22 protein-coding genes, 1 tRNA gene and 1 pseudogene are annotated in these 23,821 nt (G+C 64.7%); 10 read left to right on the top strand and 14 right to left on the bottom strand.

The features are described from left to right. Positions 1-4: 4 nt before the first annotated feature. Genes D7D52_RS23605 through D7D52_RS23595 form a run of 3 tightly spaced genes read right to left on the bottom strand, consistent with a single transcriptional unit; the run spans position 5 to position 1,843 of the window. Entirely contained in the window at positions 5-682 is a 678-nt protein-coding gene (locus D7D52_RS23605; RefSeq protein WP_120739716.1) for an energy-coupling factor ABC transporter ATP-binding protein, read from the bottom strand. After that, entirely contained in the window at positions 679-1,236 is a 558-nt protein-coding gene (locus tag D7D52_RS23600; RefSeq protein ID WP_222932662.1) for a biotin transporter BioY, read from the bottom strand. Before D7D52_RS23600 ends, D7D52_RS23605 begins: the two co-directional genes overlap by 4 nt. A 16-nt stretch (positions 1,237-1,252) precedes the next feature. Beyond that, positions 1,253-1,843 (bottom strand): energy-coupling factor transporter transmembrane component T family protein, encoded by a 591-nt coding sequence (locus tag D7D52_RS23595; RefSeq protein WP_120739712.1) that lies wholly within the window; start codon positions 1,841-1,843, stop codon positions 1,253-1,255. Positions 1,844-1,940: 97 nt separating this feature from the next. On the opposite strand from D7D52_RS23595, the gene dnaG reads away from it, so the two are divergent. Then, entirely contained in the window at positions 1,941-3,857 is a 1,917-nt protein-coding gene (gene dnaG, locus D7D52_RS23590) for a DNA primase (protein ID WP_120739710.1), read from the top strand. A 60-nt stretch (positions 3,858-3,917) separates the two neighbouring features. Here dnaG and D7D52_RS23585 read toward each other — a convergent pair whose 3' ends face one another. Then, complete coding sequence (locus D7D52_RS23585; RefSeq protein WP_120744401.1) at positions 3,918-4,163, bottom strand: hypothetical protein; 246 nt, start codon at positions 4,161-4,163, stop codon at positions 3,918-3,920. 186 nt (positions 4,164-4,349) lie between these two features. Between D7D52_RS23585 and D7D52_RS23580 the strand changes: the two genes are divergently transcribed. Then, positions 4,350-4,422, top strand: a tRNA-Asn gene (locus D7D52_RS23580). Positions 4,423-4,502: 80 nt separating this feature from the next. On the opposite strand, the gene D7D52_RS23575 is transcribed toward D7D52_RS23580, so the two are convergent. The 5 genes from D7D52_RS23575 to D7D52_RS37965 all read right to left on the bottom strand — a co-directional run bounded on the left by D7D52_RS23575 (position 4,503) and on the right by D7D52_RS37965 (position 7,815). Next, positions 4,503-5,732 carry a tyrosine-type recombinase/integrase gene (locus D7D52_RS23575; RefSeq protein ID WP_120739708.1) on the bottom strand — a complete coding sequence of 410 codons (1,230 nt, stop codon included), beginning with the start codon at positions 5,730-5,732 and terminating at the stop codon, positions 4,503-4,505. Beyond that, positions 5,732-5,974 (bottom strand): helix-turn-helix domain-containing protein, encoded by a 243-nt coding sequence (locus D7D52_RS23570; protein ID WP_120739706.1) that lies wholly within the window; start codon positions 5,972-5,974, stop codon positions 5,732-5,734. Before D7D52_RS23570 ends, D7D52_RS23575 begins: the two co-directional genes overlap by 1 nt. A gap of 582 nt (positions 5,975-6,556) precedes the next feature. Then, positions 6,557-6,748, bottom strand: coding sequence for a hypothetical protein (locus tag D7D52_RS23565; protein ID WP_120739704.1), 192 nt, complete (start codon positions 6,746-6,748; stop codon positions 6,557-6,559). Beyond that, entirely contained in the window at positions 6,745-7,131 is a 387-nt protein-coding gene (locus tag D7D52_RS23560; RefSeq protein ID WP_120739702.1) for a hypothetical protein, read from the bottom strand. The genes D7D52_RS23565 and D7D52_RS23560 overlap by 4 nt, the downstream gene beginning before the upstream one ends. A 183-nt stretch (positions 7,132-7,314) precedes the next feature. Next, entirely contained in the window at positions 7,315-7,815 is a 501-nt protein-coding gene (locus D7D52_RS37965) for a DNA-directed RNA polymerase subunit beta (protein ID WP_162958499.1), read from the bottom strand. Between the two features lie 327 nt (positions 7,816-8,142). Here D7D52_RS37965 and D7D52_RS23555 point away from each other — a divergent pair, with 327 nt between their 5' ends. The 7 genes and pseudogenes from D7D52_RS23555 to D7D52_RS23530 form a co-directional block, all read left to right on the top strand. Continuing rightward, positions 8,143-9,051, top strand: a complete 909-nt coding sequence (locus tag D7D52_RS23555; RefSeq protein ID WP_162958498.1) for a helix-turn-helix domain-containing protein — start codon at positions 8,143-8,145, stop codon at positions 9,049-9,051. Then, the gene (locus D7D52_RS23550) at positions 9,038-9,250 is read left to right on the top strand and encodes a DUF397 domain-containing protein (RefSeq protein ID WP_120739698.1); all 213 of its coding nucleotides are present in this window, start codon (positions 9,038-9,040) and stop codon (positions 9,248-9,250) included. The genes D7D52_RS23555 and D7D52_RS23550 overlap by 14 nt, the downstream gene beginning before the upstream one ends. A gap of 570 nt (positions 9,251-9,820) precedes the next feature. After that, positions 9,821-10,216 (top strand): hypothetical protein, encoded by a 396-nt coding sequence (locus D7D52_RS23545; protein WP_120739696.1) that lies wholly within the window; start codon positions 9,821-9,823, stop codon positions 10,214-10,216. Further along, positions 10,213-10,875, top strand: coding sequence for a hypothetical protein (locus tag D7D52_RS23540; protein ID WP_120739694.1), 663 nt, complete (start codon positions 10,213-10,215; stop codon positions 10,873-10,875). Before D7D52_RS23545 ends, D7D52_RS23540 begins: the two co-directional genes overlap by 4 nt. Next, positions 10,876-16,632, top strand: a complete 5,757-nt coding sequence (locus tag D7D52_RS23535; protein WP_120739692.1) for a putative T7SS-secreted protein — start codon at positions 10,876-10,878, stop codon at positions 16,630-16,632. Between the two features lie 16 nt (positions 16,633-16,648). Continuing rightward, positions 16,649-16,900, top strand: coding sequence for a hypothetical protein (locus D7D52_RS37960; RefSeq protein ID WP_162958497.1), 252 nt, complete (start codon positions 16,649-16,651; stop codon positions 16,898-16,900). 329 nt (positions 16,901-17,229) lie between these two features. Next, positions 17,230-17,373: pseudogene (locus D7D52_RS23530) on the top strand (IS5/IS1182 family transposase); the annotation flags it as partial. Between the two features lie 562 nt (positions 17,374-17,935). Here D7D52_RS23530 and D7D52_RS23520 read toward each other — a convergent pair. After that, a complete protein-coding gene (locus tag D7D52_RS23520) occupies positions 17,936-18,343 on the bottom strand; it encodes a hypothetical protein (RefSeq protein ID WP_120739690.1) in 408 nt (135 codons plus the stop codon). Beyond that, a complete protein-coding gene (locus D7D52_RS23515) occupies positions 18,324-19,304 on the bottom strand; it encodes a helix-turn-helix domain-containing protein (protein ID WP_120739688.1) in 981 nt (326 codons plus the stop codon). The genes D7D52_RS23520 and D7D52_RS23515 overlap by 20 nt, the downstream gene beginning before the upstream one ends. A gap of 455 nt (positions 19,305-19,759) precedes the next feature. On the opposite strand from D7D52_RS23515, the gene D7D52_RS23510 reads away from it, so the two are divergent. Further along, positions 19,760-20,335 (top strand): hypothetical protein, encoded by a 576-nt coding sequence (locus D7D52_RS23510; RefSeq protein ID WP_120739686.1) that lies wholly within the window; start codon positions 19,760-19,762, stop codon positions 20,333-20,335. A 77-nt stretch (positions 20,336-20,412) separates the two neighbouring features. Here the strand turns inward: D7D52_RS23510 and D7D52_RS23505 are convergent, their stop codons facing one another. From D7D52_RS23505 to ligD, 3 genes are all read right to left on the bottom strand, one after another. After that, entirely contained in the window at positions 20,413-21,816 is a 1,404-nt protein-coding gene (locus tag D7D52_RS23505) for an amino acid permease (protein WP_120739684.1), read from the bottom strand. Between the two features lie 182 nt (positions 21,817-21,998). Next, entirely contained in the window at positions 21,999-22,412 is a 414-nt protein-coding gene (locus tag D7D52_RS23500) for a pyridoxamine 5'-phosphate oxidase family protein (protein WP_120739682.1), read from the bottom strand. A 90-nt stretch (positions 22,413-22,502) separates the two neighbouring features. Then, on the bottom strand, positions 22,503-23,441 hold the full coding sequence (gene ligD, locus D7D52_RS23495) for a non-homologous end-joining DNA ligase (RefSeq protein ID WP_120744400.1): 939 nt from the start codon (positions 23,439-23,441) through the stop codon (positions 22,503-22,505). Positions 23,442-23,821: the final 380 nt, after the last annotated feature.

Raw genomic sequence — 23,821 nt, 5'->3', positions numbered from 1 at the left:
CGCGTCAGTCGGCGTGCATGGCCGTGTAGTGCGGGAGGCACTGCGCGGGCGGGCCGTCGGCGACCAGGCGGCCGTCGTCGAAGACGAGGACGCGGTCGAAGTCGGTGAGCAGGTCCAGGTCGTGGGAGACCACGATGAGCTGTTGCGGAAGCTCGTGCAGCAGACGGGAAATGCGGCGCTTGTTGCGCAGGTCCAGCAGCGTGGTCGGTTCGTCGAAGACCGCGTACTTCGGATGTGTCGACAGCACGGCGGCAATGGCCAGCAGCTGTTTCTGGCCGCCGCTGAGCAGATGCGCGGGGTGGTCGCGGAATTCGGTGAGGCCATACTCGGCGAGCGTCTCGGCGACGCGGCCGGGGATGTCGGCCTTGGCGACGCCGTGATGTTTGAGGCCGAAGGCGAGGTCCTCGGCGACCGTCGGCATGACGATCTGAACATCCGGATCCTGAAAGACGAATCCGACCTGTTTGCGAACGGCCCGGCCCTGCTTGCGGGTGTCGAGACCGTCCACAGTGACGCGGCCGGCGGTGGGGATCTGCAGGCCGTTGAGCAGGCGCGCGAAGGTGGACTTGCCGGAGCCGTTGGCGCCGACGACGGCAATCCGGTTCTCGCGCAAGGTCAGATCGAGATCGCGCAGCACCTCGCGGTCGCCGAAGCGGTGCGTGACGCCCTCGATCGCGATCACGCGCGGGCCGGAATCATGGGATACGCCTTGCGGACCGCGACCGCGGCCAGCGAACCGATGACGGTTTTGACGATATCGCCGGGCAGGAACGCCACCGAGGTGGTGAACGCCTTGGCCAGGGAGATGTGCGCGGCCGCGGCCATCCACGGAATTCCTATGGCGTACAGCACGATCGCGCCGCCCAGGAAGTTGATGACCAGCGCGAGGGGGAGGTTGTAGTGCCGGTAGACGCGCTCGGTGAGCAGTCCGATCACCACTGCGCCGATCGGATAGGCGATCACGAATCCGCCCGTGGGGCCCATGATCACCGACAGTCCGCCGCGCCCGCCCGGCAGCACCGGCAGGCCCGCGAACACCATCACGTCGAACAGCAGGATCGCAAGGAATCCGCGCTTGGCGCCCAGAATCGCGCCGGCGAGGATGACGCCGAGGGTTTGCGAGGTGAACGGCGCGAACGCACCCGGCAACTGGATCAGCGGGAAGAAGCCTAGAACCACCATGATTGCCGCGAACAGCGCGATCTGCGCCAAATCCCTACTACGCACCCGAGGCATCCTAAATGGCGACCGGTCAGTCCAGGCCGCGGGCGTCGAGGGCCTCGCCGACACCGTCGGCCATGCGGAGGGTGCGGATCAGTAGCGGCACCAGGAACACCGTGCTGCGCTCGATGCCCCGGGCGCGCTGGGCGGCGCGGACCAGTTCGGCTTGCTCGCGGATCACGGGAATGAAGCGGATGGTCATGGCGACCAGCAGCCCGACGCGTTCGGGCCGGACGCCGAGGGGTCGCAACGGTTTCAGCGCGCGTTCGATGGTCTCGATCATGGCCGAGGTGCGTGTGGTGAGCGTCACCAGATTCGCCAGCAGGACCAGTGTGAGCAGGCGTTCCCCGACGATGATCGCGCTCTGCCAACCCGTGAAGAGCAGTTGCGCGACCATGATCAGCAGCAGGAACGGCGCGAGCCCGAGTACCTGCCGCGCGGTCGTGCGCCACGGAATCCGCGCCAGCCCAGACAAACCCAGCACGCCCGCCAGTGCCACCGCCAGCCATACCATCGACGGCACGAAGAACAACACCGTCCCCGTCACGGCCAGCACCAGCAACTTCGCCCCGGCGGGTACGGCATGCACCGGCGTCCGGGCGTCGTGGTACAGGCTGAGCACGGCTAAATCCTGGCATGCGGCGGAAAGGTCATTCGGTCCGGTGTCCAGGCGTGCGTCCCGGTCGAGCGTGTCGGCTGCGCGCGGCTAGACTCGTCGCGTGGCTGGCCGTATTCCGGACCGCGATATCGCGGCGATTCGTGAACGTGTCCGGATCGAGGATGTCGTGGGTGAGTATGTCGCCCTGCGGCGTGCCGGCGCCGACTCGATGAAGGGGTTGTGCCCTTTTCACGACGAGAAGTCGCCGTCCTTTCATGTGCGGCCCAATCACGGCGTGTTCCACTGCTTCGGCTGCGGTGAGGGCGGCGACGCATTCGCCTTCCTGCAGAAGATCGAGCACGTCGGGTTCGTCGAGGCCGTCGAGCAGCTGGCCGACCGCATCGGCTACAAGATCACCTACGAGGGCGGCGGCACCTCGGTCCAGCGCGACCGCGGCACCCGCGCCCGCCTGGTCGCCGCCAACGCCGCCGCGCACGAGTTCTACGTCTCGCAGCTCGGCGAGCCGCAGGCCGAGGCGGCCCGCAAATACCTCACCGACCGCAACTTCGACCACAACGCGGCCCGCCAGTTCGGCTGCGGCTACGCCCCCAGCGGCTGGGACAGCCTCACGAAACACCTGCTGCGCAAGGGTTTCGACTTCAAGGAGCTGGAGGCCGCGGGCCTGTCCAAGCAGGGCCAGCGCGGCCCCATGGACCGCTTCCACCGCCGCCTGCTGTGGCCCATCCGCAATCTCGGCGGCGAGGTCATCGGCTTCGGCGCGCGGCGGCTCTACGACGACGACACCATGACCGCCAAGTACATCAACACCTCGGAAACGTTGCTGTACAAGAAGTCTCAGGTGCTCTTCGGCCTCGATCACGCCAAGCGCGAGATCGCCAAGGGGCATCAGGCGGTCGTCGTCGAGGGCTACACCGACGTCATGGCCATGCATCTCGCGGGCGTGAAGACCGCGGTCGCCTCCTGCGGCACCGCCTTCGGTGACGAACACCTCGCGATCCTGCGCCGGCTGCTCATGGACGACAACTTCTGGCGCGGCGAGATCATCTACACCTTCGACGGCGACGCCGCCGGCCAGGCCGCCGCCCTGAAGGCCTTCTCCGGCGACCAGAAGCTCGCCGGCCAGACCTACATCGCCATCGCCCCCGACGGCCTCGACCCGTGCGAGCTGCGCCAGCGCAACGGCGACGGCGCCGTCCGCGACCTGGTCGCCCGCCGAGTCCCGTTGTACGAGTTCGTGGTTCGCGGCCTGCTCGCCGAACACAACCTCGATTCCCCCGAGGGCCAGGTCGAGGCCCTGCGCCGCGCCGTCCCCGTGGTGTCCCAGATCAAGGACTTCGCCCTGCGCAAGGCCTATGCCACCAAACTCGCCGGCTGGGTCGGCTGGGACGACATCCAGCAGGTCGTCCGCCGCGTCGGCGACGAGGCCCGCAAGACCGCCCGCGGCGGCAACGTCAAACCCGGCATCCCCGAACGCCAAGCCCGCCAAGAGGTTTCACCTCCCCCGGCGGCCCGTCCCAACCCCCACGACCCGACCTTGCTCCCGCAACGCCAAACCCTGGCCGCGGTCCTGCAATACCCCGCCTACGCCGGCCCCGTCTTCGACTCCCTCGAACCGGAAGCCTTCACCCACCCCGCCTACGTCGCCGTCCAGACCGCGATCACCGAAGCCGGCGGCACCGCCGCGGGCCTCAACGGCGCCGAATGGGTCGCCGCGGTCGCCGACAACACCGACGACCTCACCCTGCGCGCCCTGGTCTCCGAACTGGCCGCCGAACCGCTACCGGTGAAATCCGCCGACGACATGCCCCGCTTCGTCACCGGCGTGCTGGCCCGCACCCAGGAGGCGTGGGTGGGCCGCCAGATCGCCGAGTTGAAATCCAAACTCCAGCGCATCTCGTCCACTGAGCAATCCGACTCGTACATGGCCTTGTTCGGCGACCTGGTCGCCCTCGAGCAGTACCGAAAGAGCCTGCTCACCCAGGCCATGGGCAATTCCGACGACTTCGCCGGCGTCTGAGGCGCAGCGCCCGAGGGGGCGGCGTCTGAGGGCAATGTCTGAGGGCAGGGTCCTAATCCCTCAGCGCCGCAGTTGATCCTGCGGCACGAGAACGGTGGTCCGCTCATCCAGCGGCACCATCGGCTCCAACTTCGGCTGGGTGCTCAGCTTGTCCGAAAGCTTCTGCCGCCCCATCATCACGACCTTCCGTGTGACCGGGCTCTCGCTGATCGCGCGGGTCGTCTTACTGATCTGCTCATACCGAGCCCGCCCGGCCTTAGCGCCCAGCACGTACCCAGCCGCCACACCGATGATCAACCGCAGCATCCCGAGAAGCTCCTCCCATAGACCATTCCGCCCCCACATCCTGCCCGACCCCACCCCACCCTGTCGATCCGGCACCCCGTACCCCCACCACCCAACTTCCCGCAGGTAGGGCCACGATTTGGGAACTGTACAACCGATACGCTAAAGTTTTCCCCGGCCGGTCCGAAAGGGCCAGCCAGGAAACAATCCCCTATAGCTCAATTGGCAGAGCAGCCGACTGTTAATCGGCAGGTTTCTGGTTCGAGTCCAGATGGGGGAGCAATAACCAGGGCGAACACTTCAGTTCGCACCTGGTTTTTTCCTTTTTGTGCCCGTGAACGACACGGAAATGACACGGATTCAGCCTGCGAGGCGATCCAGCGTTGTCGTGAAATCGGGTGCCGCAGTGGGCTGATCGATGTAGTGGCGCTTGGTCACGGAGTCGTTCGCGTGGCCCAACTGCTGAGCGGCGGCCTGCGGTCCGTATTCCTCGGCGATCATCGATGCGACGGTCTTTCGGAACGTCTTCGGCGTGACCCATACGAACTTGGTGTCACGGGCCTGCCGCCACAGCCGGTTGAAGTTGTGCGGATCCCAGATTCCACCGTCACGGCTGGGAAAGACCAGGTCGAGGTCGTTCTCCTCGGTCTCCTCCTTGACTCGCTTCAGTGTCTCGACGACGAACGGCGGGATGACGACCGTCCGATAGCCGGAGTCGGTCTTCGTCCACTTCTGGCGGATCAATCCCTTGCCGTCCTCCTTCTTGCCCTTCAGCCGAATGATGGTGCCGCTGAACGTCAGTCGTGGCGGAGTCGACTCGAGGTCCACATCGGACCAGCGCAGCGCCAGCGCCTCGCCGGGGCGGGGGCCGGTGCCGAGCTCCACATCGGCCACATCCAGCACGCGCCGGTTGCGCTTGGGTCCGCCGGTGTGGGCGGGGACGTCGCCGACCTGTTCGCCCGCGGCCCACAGCTTCAGCTGGGCCCGCAACTCTGTGAGCGTCGCCAGATCGGCGGCACGTGGTTTCTGACGTTTGCGAGGGAGGTCGGCCACTTCGCGGACGGGATTCTGGCCGATGGCGTCATGGCGCACGGCCATGCCCATCATCTCGGACAGAATGACCCGCTGCCGCCGAGCTTTCTCACGGTGGCCGTTGAGCATGATCCGCTTGAGATGGGCGTCGATGCGTGAGGTGGTCGCCTCCCAGACTCGGAGGCCGCCCAGCGCAGACTTGATCTTGACCGTGCCCTTCCGTGCCCGGCAGTCCTCGGAGACCTCGATCTCCGACTTATACAGGTCGAGAGTCTGCTGAGTCACGCCCTCCTGCATCGCCTTCTCGGCAAGCCACAGGTCGGCCAGCTCCGACAGCTTGGTGTCCCGGTTGATCAGTCGTCCGCGATCACCGGTGCGCTCCTTGAGCGCGTTCCGGAGGTTATCCTCGGCTACGCCCTTGGTGGGGCCGAACTTCTGCACCGTGCGGGTGATCCCGTCGCTGTCGCGAAATCGGGTGACCGCGCGGAAACTGCCGTTCGCCTGCTCCTTGGCGGTGATCCGACCATAGGTTCCGATCGGGAGCGATTGTCTGGCCATCAACGTCCTTTTCTGCCGTGGGGTGGGGGATTGCGAGAGCAGATGTTCGATCCGCCGCCGTGTTCGAGCTGTTCTTCCTCCCACGCGAGAAGGTCGTCGAGGTTGTAGCGGCGGAACCGCCCGATATGGGCAAACCGCGGGCCTCGATGTCCAGAGGCCCAGACCGCAAGGGTCTTCTGCGGGATCTTCAGACGCCGGGCGACTTCCTCACTGCTGAGCCAGATTTCGTCATCGGCGTCCATGGCCAACCTCCCTGATCAGCTCGTCCGTCGGCAAGCCCCTTAAGATTGCTGAAGGATTGCCACTCGTAACATGAAGCTGTCGATGCCGCGAGGGCTCAACTGGGTACGCCGGTTTCTGTCCTTGTGCTGGAATCTCACGCCGAACGTATTCGGCGATCGTCCGGCGCGCGCTGCCGGGCGTTAATGGCTGAATCATGACGCGCCTCCTTTCATCTCTGGAACGCCACGCGGACAAGCGCTTTCATCGAACAGCGGCACCCCTGAGACCGTTGAGGTGATCGCTGTGCACCGCCGTCGAGGCCGAGGATTCCTGCAATTGATTGGTGAAAGACGCGTGACACAAGCCCATTCGGATACACCGGATCGCACATCACGCCTTCAGGTACTGCCGCCGCAGATCCCTGGGAAGTCAGTCACGGAGTGAGCTCGGGGATGCGTGAGATGTCTGCGCCAAGATCACTTTCGTGCTGAAGCTCCAGGTTAGGGTCGGCGAGTGACCTGCGCAACAGGCAGGCAAAACTTTCGGAACATGCTGCTCACCGGCGGGATCGTTCCGGGCCGAAGGGCCTCCGGGACGAATGGCTATCGCCATAGCCGAGCGCACGGGAGGATGGGCAGATCAGGAGCCACGTCGTCATCGACGGTGACGGTCAGGCCCGCATTGCCGGCGAGTTCCGCGGCGACACTGTTCACCTGCTCCTCGGTGCCCTGGAAGTCCAGACGAAGTGGGTCCGCTTCGATGTGGATGTGCCGAATCGTGCGCGTTCCGGTCATGACGTCGCACCGCTGACAGGTATGAAGGCTGCGGGGCCACCGTTGTCTCGACGCGGCCAATAGCCGGGCGGAACGGCGGTCCACACGTCGGCGATCTCGCGTGCGACATCGAGCCAGCCGGTCATGGCGATCACGCTGGGTACGAACACTGCGCCGATTCCGTTGGACGGAAGCCCTGCCAGCAACAAGCTCAGGTCGCTACCAGGACGCACTACTACGATCGCCCGCAATTCTCGCCCGGAGCGGCGAGCAAGATCTTGGATCGAGCGCACGGCGGTATCGGTCCGTGCCCCGGGCTGGTCGCTGTGGACGATGCCGTAGGCGCACAATCGGGTGATAGCGAACCCCGCGTCGGTCACGATGATGGCCGTCCGCTCACGCATGCAGACGTTGTGGGCGTGCCCTACTCGTCGCCCGCCGTTCCCGTTCGACGCGCGCGGTGATCCGCTGCACGGTCAGACAATCGCTTCGCATGGCCGCGTGAGCAGGACTGGAGGGCACAAGACGTACCGCCACGATCCACATGACCAGCGCACCCAGGCCAAGACCGATCAGGAAAGGCCACATTACCGAGAACACGATGAATCTCCCTGCCGCTGTACAGCTTCGGGCTGATGAGGGACAACGGGCTCGATCACGTCGGATGCAGGAATCTGCCCGGCGGTGGGTTGAAAGCGGTGATGCTGGTCGAGAAGGCTCGCACAATGGCGGGTGACTTCGAGCACGGACGCAGCGGACGGCAGATGCGAATCGTGCGGTTCGACGACCCACCCGCGTTGGATCGAGCTCGGTGCTGGTGACGGCAACGCGATTTCACCGCCGGTGCGTACCACCGTCACGTTCGACCGCATCATTTCCGCATCCAGCGAAACCCCTGTGTCCCAACGGATGTCCGACTCGAGGAGAAACGTCCATCGCCTCGCACGTACGTGCGCGACGATTGGCCCCCACGGGATTTCTCTGGCCGACATCTCGGCTTTCACCAGGCTGCCCAGTTCTACGGGCATGGTAAAGCCGACGACTGCTGTATCTGCTTTGAGGACAAGGTGGCCACCGGGTTTCAGCATCACTGGAAGTCCGCAATGGCTGTGATAATAAGCGGCTCTGAACTCCGGTGTATCTGCGGTGATGGTTGGTTGACACATCGTTCCGGCTCTCGGGGTCGATGGATTCGCGGTACCGGCAGCGACCGAACAGGGACGCAGGATCTGACGCTTCGGCTCTGCGTATTGCTTTCGCTGTCGAAAGCACACCACCGACCGGAGATCGAGACCATCGGAAACGAGAACTCGATTATGATTGTGTTGAATCCACAGGACAGGACTCGCTTACCGGGTGGAACCCAGCTCGCTTTCCGATTCGGCGTGACTCGTTTTCCGGAAGGACGACCACCGTTGACCAGCATCGAAGACGACGGCCCCTCATCGACCGTGCCCCGTCGCCAGCTCGGGCGCTTCCTGCGCGAACGCCGTGAAGCGGCCGGATTCATCATCGCCGACGCCGCCAAGTTGGTCGACTTGTCACGAGCTGTGCTGCAGCGCATCGAAACCGGCCAGATTCAGAAGGTCCGCCGACAGGACGTGGAAGCACTCTGCAGGATCTACGACGTCGGGGAAGCCGAGACTCGTGCCGCGGTCGATCTCGCGACGCAGGCGCGAGTCAAGGGCTGGTACCACGCCTACGGTGGCCTCTACAGCAGCGCCTTCAACATGTACGTCGGCCTCGAAGCCGCGGCTCGCCAGCTGACCACCTACCACGATCAGCACATTCCCGGACTGCTGCAGACCGCCGACTACGCGAGGGCGATCATCGCGGCGTTCCCCAAGTTCTCCGGTCGTGAGGACGTCGACCGACGCGTCGAACACCGGATGAAGCGGCAAGCGCTCATCACCCGCCGAACGAGCCCTGTGGCGTTGGACGCGATACTGCACGAGTCGGTGCTGCACCGAACGATCGGCGGTCCCAAAACGATGGCAGGCGCGCTTCGTCAGCTGGCCGAGGTGTCTACTCGGCCCAACATCACGATCCGAATCCACCCGTTCAAATCGGGTCTCACGTGGGGAATGCCGCACGGCTCCTTCATCATTGCGCAGTTCGGGCGTGCTCCCAAAGGAGAACCGCTCGAACCGCCAGTGGTGTACATCGAGGGCGGACCGGCTCCGGACGTCTACCTCGAGAAGCCGGACGAAATCCTGGTCTACAGCGAGCTCGCTGCAGCGATTCGGGGTACATGTCTAGATGAAGTGGAAAGCAGAAACCTGCTTCGGCAGGTAGCGAAGGAGTTCGAGCGTGGCGAGCGTTGACCAGGCCGGGACGAAGTGGTTCAAGAGCACCTACAGCGAGGGCGGATCGCAGTGCGTCGAGGTGGCGTGGCTCGATGGGGGTCAGGTGGGCGTTCGCGACTCGAAGAACCCGACGGGACCCTCGCTGATGTTCACCCCTGGCGCGTGGGATGCCTTCACGGCCAGCATCCGGGAAGGCCGATTCAAACGCCCGGTCTGATACGTCCTGTTAGCCTGTAACTGGTCACCGAACTCTGATCGGCGAGAATCCGGGATCTTCCGCGGTTGTAGTCGGCATTGTCTTCGTCCCAGGCGTCCTCGTCCGACTTTGTATGTGACGATGGCAGATATGAGCGTGAACGCCGATTGGCAAGACCAATCGCAGCGGCGGGTGGTGCGTACGTGGGACAACCCAACATCGTTCGTGAGCCTGCCGCTCGAATGCCGTGAGACGTTGGCGATGTGGCTCGCCGATCTCCGTGCGGATGGAAGGTTCGCTAGCCCTCGCCGCCCCAAAGGTTCGCGTTGACCTCGCGGATCTCGGAGATGCACTGTTCGCAGGCTTGACCTCCGGGTCCGACGGGATTCGGCTCGCGGCCGACGACGTCCTTGCAGCGACCGCATAGGCGCACTTCATCTGACACGTCATGAATCGTATCGGGCCGTGGCGGCCGTTCGTTCACCCCGTTGCCGCTCGATGGCGGTGATCTACCGTGTCGATCAAGTCGACGCTGTCGGGTAGTCTTCGGCGTACTGCCGTTAGCGGGGAATTGCCTGTTCAGGGGGTAGCTTGACTGAGGTTGGGGATGGTCTGGCCGCGTTGCGGTCGGAGATCGGGGCGTTCTTCGCCGGATTCGGTCAGCCGGATTTGCTGCGCCGCGCCTACAACGATGCGGTGTTGCTGGTGCCATTGATCGGCGATGACGAGGTCTACACCTCACGGGTACGGGGAATCGATTGGATCTGCGCGTTCACCAGCGAGGAGGAGTACGCCCGCTACATGGTTGCTCGCGGAGTGCTGAAGGATCAGACCTACCACTATCAGCGCCTGCTTGGGTCCCGGCTGGATCGGTGGGCTGCAGCACGACCCGAACCGACCGGAGTATCGATCGACTGTGTGGGCGCACAGCCCGTGGCGTTCCCGCCCAAGCTGTCGGATGAGGTTATCGAGGGGGTGAAGGCGTGAGCGAGGAGCTGAAGGTCGAGCCGGCGGTGCTGACGCAGGCCGCGAACGGGATCAACGGCATCATCGGGCAGCTGTCGGATCTGGGGATCAAGGAGACCGGCGCGATGGGGCGCGGGTTCGCTCTGCTGGCGTTGTCGCCGTTGCAGGCGGGGAAAGCGTCGGTGCAGTCGACGTTTGAAACCTTCTGTAACCGGTGGTCGTGGGGTGTGCGGTCGCTGGTGCAGTCGGCCAACAGCATGGCCCAATCGGTGGGGTTGGCGGCGGGTCGCTATCAGATGATGGACGAGCAGGCCAAGAATGCGCTCAAAGAGGTGTATTCGCACCTGTTCTCCAACCCGCACCTGACCAAGGACCAGATCGACAAGCGGTCGTTGTCGGAGACGTTGTCCGACAACCCGTTCAACGCTCTCGCGCATCCGGACTACAGTGCCAAGTCGTTTCAGGACATGTCCGCCAAGATGCAGCTCGACGCCCAGGTGATCCAGACGGTTGCGCCGCAGGCCATGGCCAATGTCACCGCGCTGGGCAATCCCGCCACCATCGTGGCCCCGACACCCGGTACCACCGCGCCGGGTTGGAACACGGGGGCGTTGCAGCAGGCGGCGCAGATCCTGACTCCCGAGACCGGTGGGGCGAGCGGCGGCAAGGTGGGTCAGTAGGTGGGGATCGGGGACTGGCTCAATAACGTTGGGGACGCGGTCGAGAACGCCGTCGATGAGGTGGAGACCAAGGCGGGCTCGGTCATCGACCGGGGCGCGCACACGGTCGCGGACTTCGCGCGTGAGCACGGCGCGGGTGGGGTCGCCGATGCGATCGATGAGATCGGCGACCAGATCTCCAACGCGCTCGGTGGAGAGATCGTCGAGAAGGAACTCGGCCAAACCAAGGACAAGACCGAGCTGATCCACGGCGAGCCCTCGGCCATCCACGATGTCGTCGGCAAGCTGAAGTCGATGTCCTCGTCGATCGAGTCGACCGGCGACGCGCTGCGCAAGATCGATGTCGCGGACTGGACCGGCAAGGCCGCCACCGCGTTTCACACCGAGTTCGACAAGCAGCCCAAGGCGTGGTGGACCGCCGGGGACGCATTCACCAAAGCGGCCGCGCACCTGGACAACTGGTACTGGGCGCTCGAGACCGCACAAGCCAAGGCCCAAGACGCGATCGAGAAGTGGGAAGCGGCCGACAAGGAAGAGAAGTCGAAGAAATCGACATGGAATGCCTTGTCGGACAAGGAGAAGAAGGCCACCCCGCTGGTCGATACCTGGACGTCGATGCGTGATGAGGCGCGGGCGATCCTGAAAAACGCTCGCTCTCAACGTGACAACATCGCCTCCCAGGTCGTCTCCGGGTTGCAGGCCGAAACCCAGGAAGCTCCGACCGAGCCGCCGTTGTCGCAGCGATTGAGCGCGGACTTCGACGACCTCAAAGGCGTCTACGACTACGGCAAGCTCAGCTTCGGAACCGGGCTGCTGACTTCGTTCTCGTCGATCGTGCAGTTCGCGCGTTCGACCAACATCACCGACCCGTACAACATGTCGCATCCGGCCGAATACGCCTCGAGCATGGCCGATCTGGGCACCGGGATCATCACCGCAGCCGCCGATCCGGGGGCAGTGGTTGATGCGATGCTTTCGGACGCGCGCAAGAACCCGTTCGAGACCGGCGGCGCGATCACCGGCAACATCATCCTCACCATCGCCACCGGTGGCGGGGGATCCGCGAAGGTCGCCGCGGAAACTGTCGAAGAGGCCACCAACGCCGTTCGCCTCACCGAGGTCGCCACCAATGTCGTCAAGGACGCCCCAGGCGCGGTGCCAAAGGGAGTCCCGCACGTCGAGGCCCCCGCGATCCCCGGTCGCGGGGCACCGGCGGTCGAGCGCCCGGTGGAGCCGTCGCCCGGAACGGGCAAACCAGCCGGGGCGCAACCGAATGCCGTGCAGCCGGAAGCTTCTGCGCCACAGTCGCCGGGTGCGGGTGTGCCGAAGCCGGACACAGCCGCTCCCGCCCCGGCCGGGGTGCCGGAGGGCGGGCCGGTGGCCGGTCCGCATCCCGACGGTGCCGCCCCACAGCCGCATCCGGCCGACACCCACCCTGGCACTGTGGAACCGGGAAGTTCGCCGGGGCATGGTGATGCACCGGCGCATCCCGATGGTGCAGCCGCACAACCCAATCCGTCCGCAGAGCCGCGACCTGTCGAGGCCACTCACGAGCCCTCCCCGGCGGGTCCGCACGCGGACCAACCAGGCCAGCCCGGTCTCGCTACCGACCCGACAGGGCAACCGGGCCTGGCAACCGACCGTGTGCCCGGCGACGGAACGCCAGGGCCGCACCAGCAACCCGAGAACCTGCGCGCCCAGCCCGAACCGGGAGGGATTCACCCAGATACCGATTCTGGCGGCCCGCGCTCCGAAAAGCCCGCAGACGCTGTCCCAGAACGTTCACCCGAACCGCCAGCCGGACGCCAACCGGATGCGAACGCCCCAGGCACCACCCCTGAGAAGCTGGAGCCTGCTGCACCACACAACGAACCGCCCGCTGCAGTGCACGACCCCGCTCCCGAGGGGCAGCCTGGTGGACCGGACCATGATGGTTCCCGCCCAGGCGAGCACAACGGTTCGAACCCCGACGGGAACGGCTCACAACCCGACCACAACACCCCACACCACGACCAACAGCCCGAACCTGCCCCGGCCAAGAACCCGACACTGGAGGACCACGCCGGAGCCGATCAACACGCTGGTGACCACGCGCGCGAAGGTGAGGCCGAAGACACAAGCGATCTGACGAAGAAGTTCTGCACCGACGATCCTGTCGACATCGCCACCGGAGCGTTTCTGCTCCCCGAAACCGATATCGACCTGCCCGGTGTGCTCGGCCTGGTTCTGCGGCGCACTCACCGCTCGAACTATCGGTTCGGCCGCTGGTTCGGTCCTTCCTGGTCGGCGACACTGGACATGCGCCTGATCACCGATTCGGAGGGCGTAACCTTCGTCGGCGAGGACGGCGTGCTGCTGGCCTTTCCACACGCCGAGGCCGGAACCGGGGTCGATCCAATTGCAGGCGGTCGCGGCTGGAGTCTGACTCGTACCGAGTCGGGCGGCTACCAGGTACGCGATTCGAAGCGGGAACGCGTATGGCACTTCGCACCCGAACCCTGCCTCGCCGGCCTGGACGCACGGTTGGGCAACCTCGCCGTGTCCGCGATCACCGACCGCCACAACAACCGCATCCGTTTCCACTACGACAGCGACGGCGTCCCGATCGCGGTGTCGCACTCCGGTGGCTACCGGATCGACATCGATTGCACCGCGGGCCGCATCACCGCTCTGACAGTTGTCGGTGACGACGGCACTGGAGGCGAAACCCGTACGCGAGTACGAGAGTTCGCCTACGACGCTGGGCATCTGGTCGCGGTCACCAACGCTGTGGGTGGCACCCTGCGCTACACCTATGACGACCATGCACAGATGCTGTCGTGGACCGACTCCAATGGCAATCGGATGGTCAACACCTACGACGAGGTCGGACGCGTAGTCCATCAGCGCGGCACCGCCGGCATGCTCGACTGCGACCTGGTTTATGACGATTTCCTCGATGGCACAGGGCAATTCACCAGCGTCACCAACTCGCTCGGCGCAGCGACAACGCACGGATTCGATCGCGACCTTCGCCTGCGCGATGTCCTCGATCCGATCGGCGCACACACCCATTTCGACTACAACGCCGACCGCGAACCACTGAAGGTCGTCGCACCCGACGGGGCGATCACGCGCTACTCCTACACCGGCACAGGTGATCTGGCTCGCATCACCCGCCCGGACGGATCCTCGATAGAGATCGACTACGCCGCGCGCCAGCGACCAGCCGCGATCACCGAAGCAGACGGTGCTGTCCGTCGGCAGGAATGGGACGCTAGCGGCAACCTCACCGCAGTCACCACTGCCGGCGGAGTGCGCACCGAGTACCTCTATCACCCTTGCGGCGCAGTAGCCGAGATCCGCGAATCAACGGGTGCTCGAACGATCATCGATATCGACGCCACAGGTCTGCCCGTCGCCGTCACCGACCCGAGCGGTGCTACGACGCGCATGGAACGCGACGGGTTCGGCCGCCCGATCCGGGTAACCGACGTGTTGGGTGCGGTCACACGGTTCGAATGGTCGACCGCCGGGAAGCTGCTGCGGCGCGTCGACGCCGATGGCTATTCCGAGTCCTGGACCTGGGACGGCGAGGGAAACCTGCTGACCCACACCAACCGCGCCGATCTCAGTACCTCGTTCACCTACGGCGCGTTCGACCTCCTCGCCTCGCGAACCGACCCCGACGGATCAATCACCCGCTACCAGTGGGACACCGAGCGCCGCCTCGTCGCCGTCACCAACCCGCTCGGTCACACCTGGAGCTACGACTACGACACGGCCGGGCGGCTGATCGCCGACACCGACTACAACGGTGCCACAACCCATTACACCCACGACACGGCCGGGCGCGTCACCGGCATCACCGCCGCCAATGGCACAACTCGCCGTCTAACCCACGATCAGCTCGGTCGGGTCAGCGAAATCGCCGCCGACAGCGGCGAATGGCTGCGCTACTGCCGCGACGCTGCTGGTCGAGTCCTTACCGCGACCGCTGGCGACAGCGAAAACCCCATCCACACACTGGAATTCAGTTACACCCTCTCGGGGCAACTGGCCTCTCAGCGGCTCGACGACCAACCGGCCATGGTGTTCGACTACGACCCCCATGGTCGGCGAAACGGCCTGACGACGCCCAGCGGCGCCACCACCGCTTGGCGTTGGGACTACCGCGGCCAGGTTCAAGGTATGTCCACAGGTGGACGCCATATCACCTTCGCCTACGACGTACTGGGCCGGCAGACCGGATGGCAACTCGGCGAAATCGCGGTCACCCGAACGCTCTCCGAGATCGGCCGTGTGAGCGAACAACAGGTCGTAGGATTCCCGGGCTCCACCCTGACCCTGGACCCAGCCGCCGCATCCCGCCCGGACCCGCGAGATCTGCGTCGGGACGCCTTCGACTACCGCCCTGACGGCTACCTCGCCGGCCATGCCATCAACCGACAGGGTCCACTCGAGCAGCGCGATTACACGCTCGATCCGATCGGCCGCGTCACCGCGCTCACCCGCAACGGATCGCTGACCTCGGCATACTCCTACGACCCGCTCGGCAACATCCTCAGCGAATTGCCCAGCGACTCACCTAGCTTCGCAGCCGTCAACACACCGGATCGGCAAACGCCCGAACCTGCGTTCGCGCAGCGGAACCCCGGTGGCCACCGTCGCGAGTACCACCGAAACCTGTTGATCAGAGACGGGCGCACCCGCTACCACTACGACTCCGCAGGCCGCCTCATCCGCAAGGTCACCACCCGGATCTCGCGCAAACCCGCCATCTGGCACTACCGCTACAACGCCTTCGACCAACTCATCGACGTCCGCACCCCCGACGGTCAATCCTGGCACTACACCTACGACGCAACCGGCCGCCGAACCACCAAACAGCGCCTCAGCCCCGACGGCTCCACCCAGGACCGCACCGTCTACACCTGGGACGACACCTACCTGATCGAACAGGCAACCGCCGAATCCACCACCCGCTGGCACTACCAGCCGACTGCCCGCGCACCGATTGCTCAAACCACCGACCAGGCAACGGTCGACCAAGAGTTCTACGCCATCGTCACCGACCTCGTCGGCACGCCAACCGACCTTTTCAACCCCGACACTGCCGAACTCGTCGCCACCGCAACAACCGACCTCTGGGGCACCACATCCTGGCACGGAAGCGCCGAGACACCCCTCCGGTTCCCCGGCCAGATCCACGATCCAGAAACCGGACTGCACTACAACCTGCATCGTGTTTACGACCCGGCTACCGGCAGATATCTCACCGGCGACCCGCTCGGCCTTGCACCTGCTTCCAACCCGTCTACGTACCCCTTCAACCCGACCGTGTGGAGCGATCCACTTGGGCTGATGCCAGATTGTTCAGGCGTAACTCGGGACATAAGCGAGAATAGTTACACCATCTCCCATGCCGACAGCGGTAGTGGTGTAATCGCCGATCTTAACGAAAACGGAACATTGAGCATAATGATGCACAATTATCCGGATCTCGGATCTCCGCTGCGGGGTAAGCAGATGTTCGACGAGATCATGAATCATTTCGGTGATCGGGTTCACGAGATCAGGGGCATCTGGGTCTACGGAGACAATCTGGGTGGATTCAACAAGGCCGTTCAAGATGGAGCAACGCTGGTGCAGGCCGCTCGGAGTACGTGGACGGCTCAGCAGGCTTTACGTTACGGCTTCGGTAGAATACGAATTGACGATGCAACACCGAGGCTAGACGGTGATTTCGATCAAGTTCTCGTGACGTTCCGTAGATAGAAATCGAGGTCCATGTATGAATGATGAACTGAAAAGACTCTCCCTCCTCGCTGTTGAGTATCGCGACATAGGGTGCACCGTGGTCGAGGTCGCCGGTCTCATGACAGAGAAACATCCGGAACTCAAGAAATCGCCTTTCAACCTGGCGTTGATATTGAGATCTGCCTTCACGCTGTCTGTTCAAGACCTGCACAACATAACTGCATGGACACAAGGACAGATCTCTAGACAGGTGCTCGAGGAACGACTCGGAGTCGAGCAAAGGTGACCAAGTAAAACTTGAGCGCTGATGCTGATCGCAAACGGAAGCCTATTCGCGTATCCAGTGGGAAGGCGACGGTCAGTCGATCGCCTATCGCAAGCAGGGAACTGGCCCTGCGCTGGATAGCCTTACTGGGAAGCGAACTGATCGTTACAGGCTCGGATCGATCCACGATCCTTATATTGATCTGAAACGAATCGGTTGCGCTGCTTGATGTTTCGGTTGTGGGTGATGATCTTCGGGTGGACATGCGCAGGCTTTCCCCGGGGCAGCAGGAGGCGTTGAGGATGCGGGTGATGGGAGCGATCCAGGCGAACAAGGCTCACAACGGCAAACGCGCCGTCGGGGAACGCGGAAACTCCCTGCTGAAGACGACCTTCAAGGCGTTGCGGCGAGTCAGCCTGTGTCCCTGGCGTATCGGCCCCATCGTCGCGGCTGCTCTGGTGTTGCTGCATCGCGAATACCGACGAACCACCTGACCACGACACGCCGCTACTCGGAAAGGTCCACTGTCACACGCCACCGGATCCAATGTCACATAATCGTCGCGCGGAATCGAGATCGCCGTCGACTTCGACCCGTCCCCCGGAATATGCACCAGAATCAGCACATTCGAATTGAATCCCCCATCGCTGTCATCCCCCGCGTGCAACGCGTCGTACATCGCCTGCGGCAACGGATTCCCGTGCTCGTCCAACCGGCTGTCCAACCCCATGAGCAGAATATTCTGCGTATTCCCCGACGATTTCGGCCCGTCCGGACTAACCCCCGCCACCGTCAACCCATTCAACTCCCGGTGATACTGCCGCCACCCCGCCCCCGTCGCGACCACCACCGCCACCGCCACCAACGCCACCGCCACCCGCCCCACCACCAACACCGGATGCGCCCGCTCGGGCCGACCACCCTGCCGTCGGCCGGCGGGCGGGCGAGGTCTACCTCGTCCCACCCGCCCACCCGGACGCAGCGGAATCGTCTCCGGGTCATACGCAGCCGAGGGCTTCCCCCGACGATCTCGAGCATGCGTCATGCCCACCGAGCCTAGCGCGCAACAACCTCCGCAACTCTGAGAAGCCATCGCTCATCGGCCTCATCAAGCGATTGCCCAGGCTCCAACATCAATTCCGGATCAAGAATCGCAACCTCGTCCGGCCCACCCGTGGTCCACCCGAGTTCATCCGAGCTGCACACCATCCCATACGACGATTCACCGTGGTATCTCCTACACCGCATCTTCTTTCGTCCTGGCAGTCGAGCACCCGGCAGCGCGGCTGGAACGAACTGACCCGGCGTGAGCACCAACCTGCCGCCGTAAACAACCTGCTGTTTCGAACCACCCAGATCGATGGTCGCCAACCTGATGCGCTGCGCCATCGGATGGGGCCGATCCTCCAAGACCCGCGCGACCACTACGCCGCGCGTTTGTCCGTCACAGGTCGGATCGCTCATTCACGGGCCTTTCTTCGATTGTGGGGAGAGTGACGTGGCCGGAATCTTTTTCGGGGATCAACCGCGTGATGGTTCTGGTCGCCAAGTTCCGGTGATGCGTGTTCATGAGCGAGACCCCGACATAGTCCGAGGTGGGTGATTCCGTGAACCCGATCCAGCCGTCGCGACCGATATAGTCCTGCACGTATTGGAACAAGACGGGGCTCTGCTTCCGCATACCACCGATATCGAGCCTGAAAAGGCAGAACCCTACGTAAAAGGTCTCGGCGGCAACGCTGAACTTGCACCGTGCGATATCCGCCCGAGGCAGGCGGTCGCTCAGCAAGTTGATGAACTGGCGGACATAGAACTCTCGATCCTGCATATCGGGTGAGAGTACGAAATGGTAGCGACGCCCCTTCTCGAGGTTTTCCACCACCACATCGAGAAAACGTTGCGGGGCAACCCCTTCCTCGATATCGCCCTCGATCACCTTGAGGTCTTCTTGGAGATCCATTGCCGCGACGATGCTCACCGTGCTGAATCTTTCCAGTTCGAGCGTCTGATAATGATCGAGCATCCCCGCGAACGTCGACGGGCGTTTCGCGGCCTTCCGAGCCGCCTCGTCGATACCGTCCGCGAGGATCGCGCCGATCTTCGCCACAAAAGCAGACTGAACGGCCGCTTCAGCTCTCGTCGAAGCCAAGCTTGCCTCCATGTAGCGGGCGATCGGGCCGTAGTCGAGCGTCCCGCCGGCCCCCGCGATGCTGTCCTCACCGAACATCAGAAAGTCCAGCGACACCCCGAACAGATCTGACATCGCGACCAGTTTGTCCACACTGGGGTTGTTCTGTCCCCTCAGATACTGCGAAAGTGCCGCCGTCGTAATGCCGAGATCATGACTGACCCTTCGACGATTGCCGTGGTACGGCGCCGCCTCGATGAGGCGTTTGAGTGTTTCGCCCAGCTTGATCTCGCGCATGACCAGCTCTCCCGTGGGACGGTGCCTGTCAGATCAAGCACAACTTACACGTCGCGCGTGAGTACTCAAGCGTTACTTGACCGGCAGTTGGAGCGCGCCAATACTGGAAAGGGAGGCAACCTGATCGGGTGGGGAGGAGGTGCCTCCGATGTAGACGCACGAATCAGGGCACAGACCCGTCGAAACTTCTTGGTCCGGACGCGATTTCGCCGACCGCCGACCGCATCCCACGGCACGCGCGGATACCCCTTTGTCCGAAAGACCCGAATTCCAAGCGATTCCACTCGCTATTCACTGTGCGCCGATCGCGCCGACCCGGCAGGCGCGGTGACGATCGGCTCCAAGCAAAGAGCACCGTCATGCCGAACACCATTCCTCAGTACTGCCCGCAGTGCGGAAGTCCGCTCACCACCGAAACACCTTCGACGTCCTCTCCCCCGCCCACGGTACTCCCCGTGCGGGTTCCCCCCACCCCGATTCCCGCGGCCGCGATCGAGCCCGCATCGACGCCCCGGCCGCTCGCCCGGCAGGCCGCGATCACCGCCCGCGTCATCGGCACGCCGGATCGCATCACCATGCCTGTGCCGCAACCGCTTTGGTTCGTGCTCCCCATGGTCATGGTGCTGTGGGAGCAACCTTTCCTGCCCGATTCGGTGCTGCCCACCCTGGCGGCGACGGTCCTGGCCGTGGGGGCGCAACGGCGGCTGGTCCGCAGCCGGCGGGTGTGGGTGGCGCACTTCTTCGGGCGATTCTCGCTACTCGAGCACCGACGGGGAATGCTGTTGCGCCTCGTGGATGACGAAGGCCGCAAATGGGAGTCCCGATTTCTTCCGGTCACGAGCATGGCGGTGCTGGAGAACGATCTGGTGTTCGGCAAGGGCTGGGTCACTCGCCGTGGCGAGTTCTCGCTGCTGGGGCTGACGAACATCCGGACCGGCGTGCATCGCATGAGCCGGTGGCTGGCCGTCTGGCCGATCGTTCTCGCCAGCAGCTCGACTGTCGTCGCATGCACAGCGGCTACGTTGTTGTAGGCCAAAAACGACGATGGTGTAATCGCCACGGGGGGTGGCGATTACACCATCGTTGTGTCGCGGTGTGAATTCAGCTGTCAGGCAGTGGTTTTCGTGTGTTTGCGGGACAGCAGGGGGTAGCCGGCGCAGACCAGGATGCCCCAGACGGCGCCGACGATCAGGGCGCTGCGGCCGTCTTCGGTGAAGAACAGCAGGACTACGACCAGGGCGAGGAAGGCCAGGGCCAGGGCGGTGGTGACGGGGGCGCCGGGGAGGCGGTAGTCGCTGGCGGGCAGCGCGCCCGAGCGCACCCGGGCCCGGTAGAGCAGGTGGCAGACCAGGATCATGCCCCACACGAAGATGATGCCCATGGTGGAGACCGAGGTGATGTAGCCGAACGCCTTGTCGGGCGAGAAGTAGTTGACGGCCACGCCGATCACCATGACCGCGGCGGACACCGCGATACCGGCCGCGGGGACCGAGCGGTTGCTCAGGGAGCCGAGGGCGGGCGGGGCTTCCTCACGCTGGGACAGGCTGCGCAGCATGCGCCCGGTGGAGTAGATGCCGGAGTTGCACGACGACAGCGCCGCGGTCAGCAGGACGAAGTTGATGATGCCCGCCGCGCCGGGAATGCCGATCTGTTCGAAGACCTCGACGAAGGGGCTGCGGCCCGCGTGGAAGGTGCGCCAGCTCGACACCGACATGATGACGATCAGCGCGCCGATGTAGAACAGGCCGATGCGGAAGGGCAGGGTGTTGATCGCCTTGCGCAGGGTGCGTTTGGGGTCGCGGGCCTCGCCGGCGGTGACGCCGACCAATTCCACACCGACATAGGCGAATACCACGATCTGCAGCGCCAGCAACGCCTGCCCGAATCCGTTGGGGAACACGCCGCCGTCGTTCCACAGGTTGGTGACGGTCGGGTTGGCGGCATGCCCGAAGTGGAAGATCAGCACCCCGATGCCGATGACGATCATGGCGACGATGGCGGTCACCTTGATGGCGGAGAACCAGAATTCGCCCTCGCCGAACAGTCGGACCGACACCAGGTTGGCGACGAACATGATGCCCAGCACCACCAGCGCGGTCACCCACTGCGGGATGTCGAACCAGTACTGGACGTACTTGCCCGCGACGGTGATCTCGGCCATACAGGTCGCGACCCACACCGCCCAATAGGTCCAGCCGGTGGCGAATCCGGCGAAGCGGCCCAGGAATTCGTTGGCGTATTCGGCGAAGCTGCCGGCGACCGGGCGGTAGGTGAGCAGCTCACCCAGGGCCCGCATGATCACGAAGATGGCCAGGCCGGCGGCCAGGTAGCAGAGGATGAGCGCGGGGCCCGCCTTCTGGATCGCGCCGCCCGCGCCGTAGAACAGTCCGGTGCCGATCGCGCCGCCGATGGCGATCATCTGAATGGTGCGCGGCGACAGACCGCGCGCGTACCCCTCGTCCTCGGCGGGGGTGGTACCGGTGGCCGGTAGCTGCCTTTCCGATGCAGTCAAATGCCGTTCCTCTCAACGTGCGTGCGACCGGAACCCACCGGTGGTGATCGGAGGCACCGGCCGCACCGAGCTTGTCGGCGGATTGCCGAGCTCGGTCCAACGGCGTGTCACGCTACCGCAGAGGTATTCGGCGTCACAGTCACCCGCGTACGTGGCGCGACCCGCGCGTGCCGACCGGCTGCTCAGCCCGGTTCGTCGATCAGCTCGAGACCGGTGACGACCTCGGTCTCGATGCGGATGACATGGTCCATCGGCAGGTTGATCCAGGGATCGAGCAGCGTCTCGTACCGCTGCACCTGCTCGGGATCCATGACCACCCGTGCCACTCCGGTGACGATGACGCTCCAGCCCTGCCGGGTGTGCTCGTCGAAGGAGTCGGCCTCGTAGGCCACCATCTGGCCGTCGCCCCGCAACAGGCTTGCGCCCAGATGCGCGCGCACGACCACGACGTCCTCTTCGACGATGTGATTGACCGGCCGGATGATCGGAAGTCCCCGGCGCGAGTACACAATCCGCCCGAATTGCGCCCCGGCCAGCCGTTTCAGTGAATCGGCAGCCGAAAGCTCGCGTAGCTTTCGTGCCCCTACGCCGCCCATGCTTTCGATTGTGGTCGATCCGCTGCGATTACGCCAATTGCCTTGTCGCATCTCGTGGTTCATTCGCAGCATCGGCGGTGGCACGCTGCGTCAGCGGCGTGGCGGCACATCCACCACGGCGGGCGGCTTGTCGCTGCGCAAACCCTTCCAGCTGGGCATGCGCAGGCGTTCGCCGGAGTATTCGCGGTATTCCACGTCGGCGACGAGGATCGGTTCGACCCAGTGCCAGCCGCCCGCAGCGGCTTCGGGCGGGGTGTGCGCGAAAGGGCTTGCGGGGATCTCGATCTCGTTCAGCGCACCGCGCAGCACCCGCCGGGCAGCCTGGGTGAAGCCGGTGCCCACGTTCCCGAGGTAGACCAGTTGCCCCGCTTCGTCGTGCGCGCCCATCACCAGCGAGCCGAACGTCGCTCCGAACCCGCCCGCGCCCGGCGTCCAGCCCGCCACCACCACCTCGGTGTGCTGCCGCAACGGTGTCTTGATCCAGGCCGGTGACCGCCGGCCCGGCAGATACACCGAATCCGTTCGCTTCGACACGATGCCCTCGATGCGATGCTCGCGCGCGGTCTCGAGCAGCTTTCCCGCATCCATGTCGACCCAGTGCGGCGGAACCGACAGGGGCGCGGGCAGATCCAAGGCGGCCAAGCGGGCCCGCCGTTCGAGATACGTCAGCCGGGTGATGTCGCGCCCGTGCACGCTCAGCAGGTCGAAGACGAAGAACCGCACCGGCACCTCCGCCAGCAACTGCTCCCCCGGCCGCGCCACGTGCATGCGCCGCTGTAGCAGGCCGAACGACGGCACGCCCTCGCCGTCCGGCGCCACGATCTCACCGTCCAAGATCAGAGATTCGTTGCCGGGCAACGCCTCCAGCGCCCGCACCACCTCGGGGTAGGCCGCGCTCACATCATTGCCGTTGCGGCTGAGCAGGATACATTCCCCGCGCTCGCAGACCGCGATGATGCGCACGCCGTCCCATTTCATCTCGAACGCCCACCCCGGCCCGTCCGGCGGCGGGCCCCCGGTCGCCAGCATGGGCGACGGGCCACGGCGGACGGACGCGGCCACCGCGGCCGCTACCCGTGCCGAAAATCCGACAGAAGGGACACGCCATCAAGTTAGCCACGAGATAGCTCTTGGATCGGTGCGACGCGCCGATCACAGCCGACGCGAGAGCGGTTGTCGAGCAGCGATGCCGGCCTGCCGACTACGAACGCCAGCAGGTTGCTCAACGACGACGCCATGGCCCCCTACGCGGAGATGCTGTGAGCCGTGCGGCGGAAATGCCTTGAGCACCCCCCAGAGAATGTGATGGCGCACCGGCCAGAGCTGCGGTGGGGTCCCCGGGCGGAGGCGCGGTGGGGTCCCCAGGCTGAGCTGCGGTGGGGTCCCCGGGCGGAGGCGCGGTGGGGTCC

This window comes from Nocardia yunnanensis (assembly GCF_003626895.1).
GTDB classification, from domain to species: domain Bacteria; phylum Actinomycetota; class Actinomycetes; order Mycobacteriales; family Mycobacteriaceae; genus Nocardia; species Nocardia yunnanensis.
Note: the sequence above shows the minus strand (reverse complement) of the source record. Positions and strands in the feature narration are given on the sequence as shown.

What these genes read in the sequence shown, in the direction of transcription:
- D7D52_RS23600 (WP_222932662.1), bottom strand. Translation starts at nt 1,236, where the DNA reads ATGCCTCGGGTGCGTAGTAGGGATTTGGCGCAGATCGCGCTGTTCGCG.
- D7D52_RS23585 (WP_120744401.1), bottom strand. Translation starts at nt 4,163, where the DNA reads ATGCTGCGGTTGATCATCGGTGTGGCGGCTGGGTACGTGCTGGGCGCT.
- D7D52_RS23575 (WP_120739708.1), bottom strand. Translation starts at nt 5,732, where the DNA reads ATGGCCAGACAATCGCTCCCGATCGGAACCTATGGTCGGATCACCGCC.
- D7D52_RS23570 (WP_120739706.1), bottom strand. Translation starts at nt 5,974, where the DNA reads ATGGACGCCGATGACGAAATCTGGCTCAGCAGTGAGGAAGTCGCCCGG.
- D7D52_RS23565 (WP_120739704.1), bottom strand. Translation starts at nt 6,748, where the DNA reads ATGACCGGAACGCGCACGATTCGGCACATCCACATCGAAGCGGACCCA.
- D7D52_RS23560 (WP_120739702.1), bottom strand. Translation starts at nt 7,131, where the DNA reads ATGCGTGAGCGGACGGCCATCATCGTGACCGACGCGGGGTTCGCTATC.
- D7D52_RS37965 (WP_162958499.1), bottom strand. Translation starts at nt 7,815, where the DNA reads ATGCTGAAACCCGGTGGCCACCTTGTCCTCAAAGCAGATACAGCAGTC.
- D7D52_RS37960 (WP_162958497.1), top strand. Translation starts at nt 16,649, where the DNA reads ATGAATGATGAACTGAAAAGACTCTCCCTCCTCGCTGTTGAGTATCGC.
- D7D52_RS23520 (WP_120739690.1), bottom strand. Translation starts at nt 18,343, where the DNA reads ATGAGCGATCCGACCTGTGACGGACAAACGCGCGGCGTAGTGGTCGCG.
- D7D52_RS23515 (WP_120739688.1), bottom strand. Translation starts at nt 19,304, where the DNA reads ATGCGCGAGATCAAGCTGGGCGAAACACTCAAACGCCTCATCGAGGCG.
- D7D52_RS23500 (WP_120739682.1), bottom strand. Translation starts at nt 22,412, where the DNA reads ATGGGCGGCGTAGGGGCACGAAAGCTACGCGAGCTTTCGGCTGCCGAT.
- ligD (WP_120744400.1), bottom strand. Translation starts at nt 23,441, where the DNA reads ATGCTGGCGACCGGGGGCCCGCCGCCGGACGGGCCGGGGTGGGCGTTC.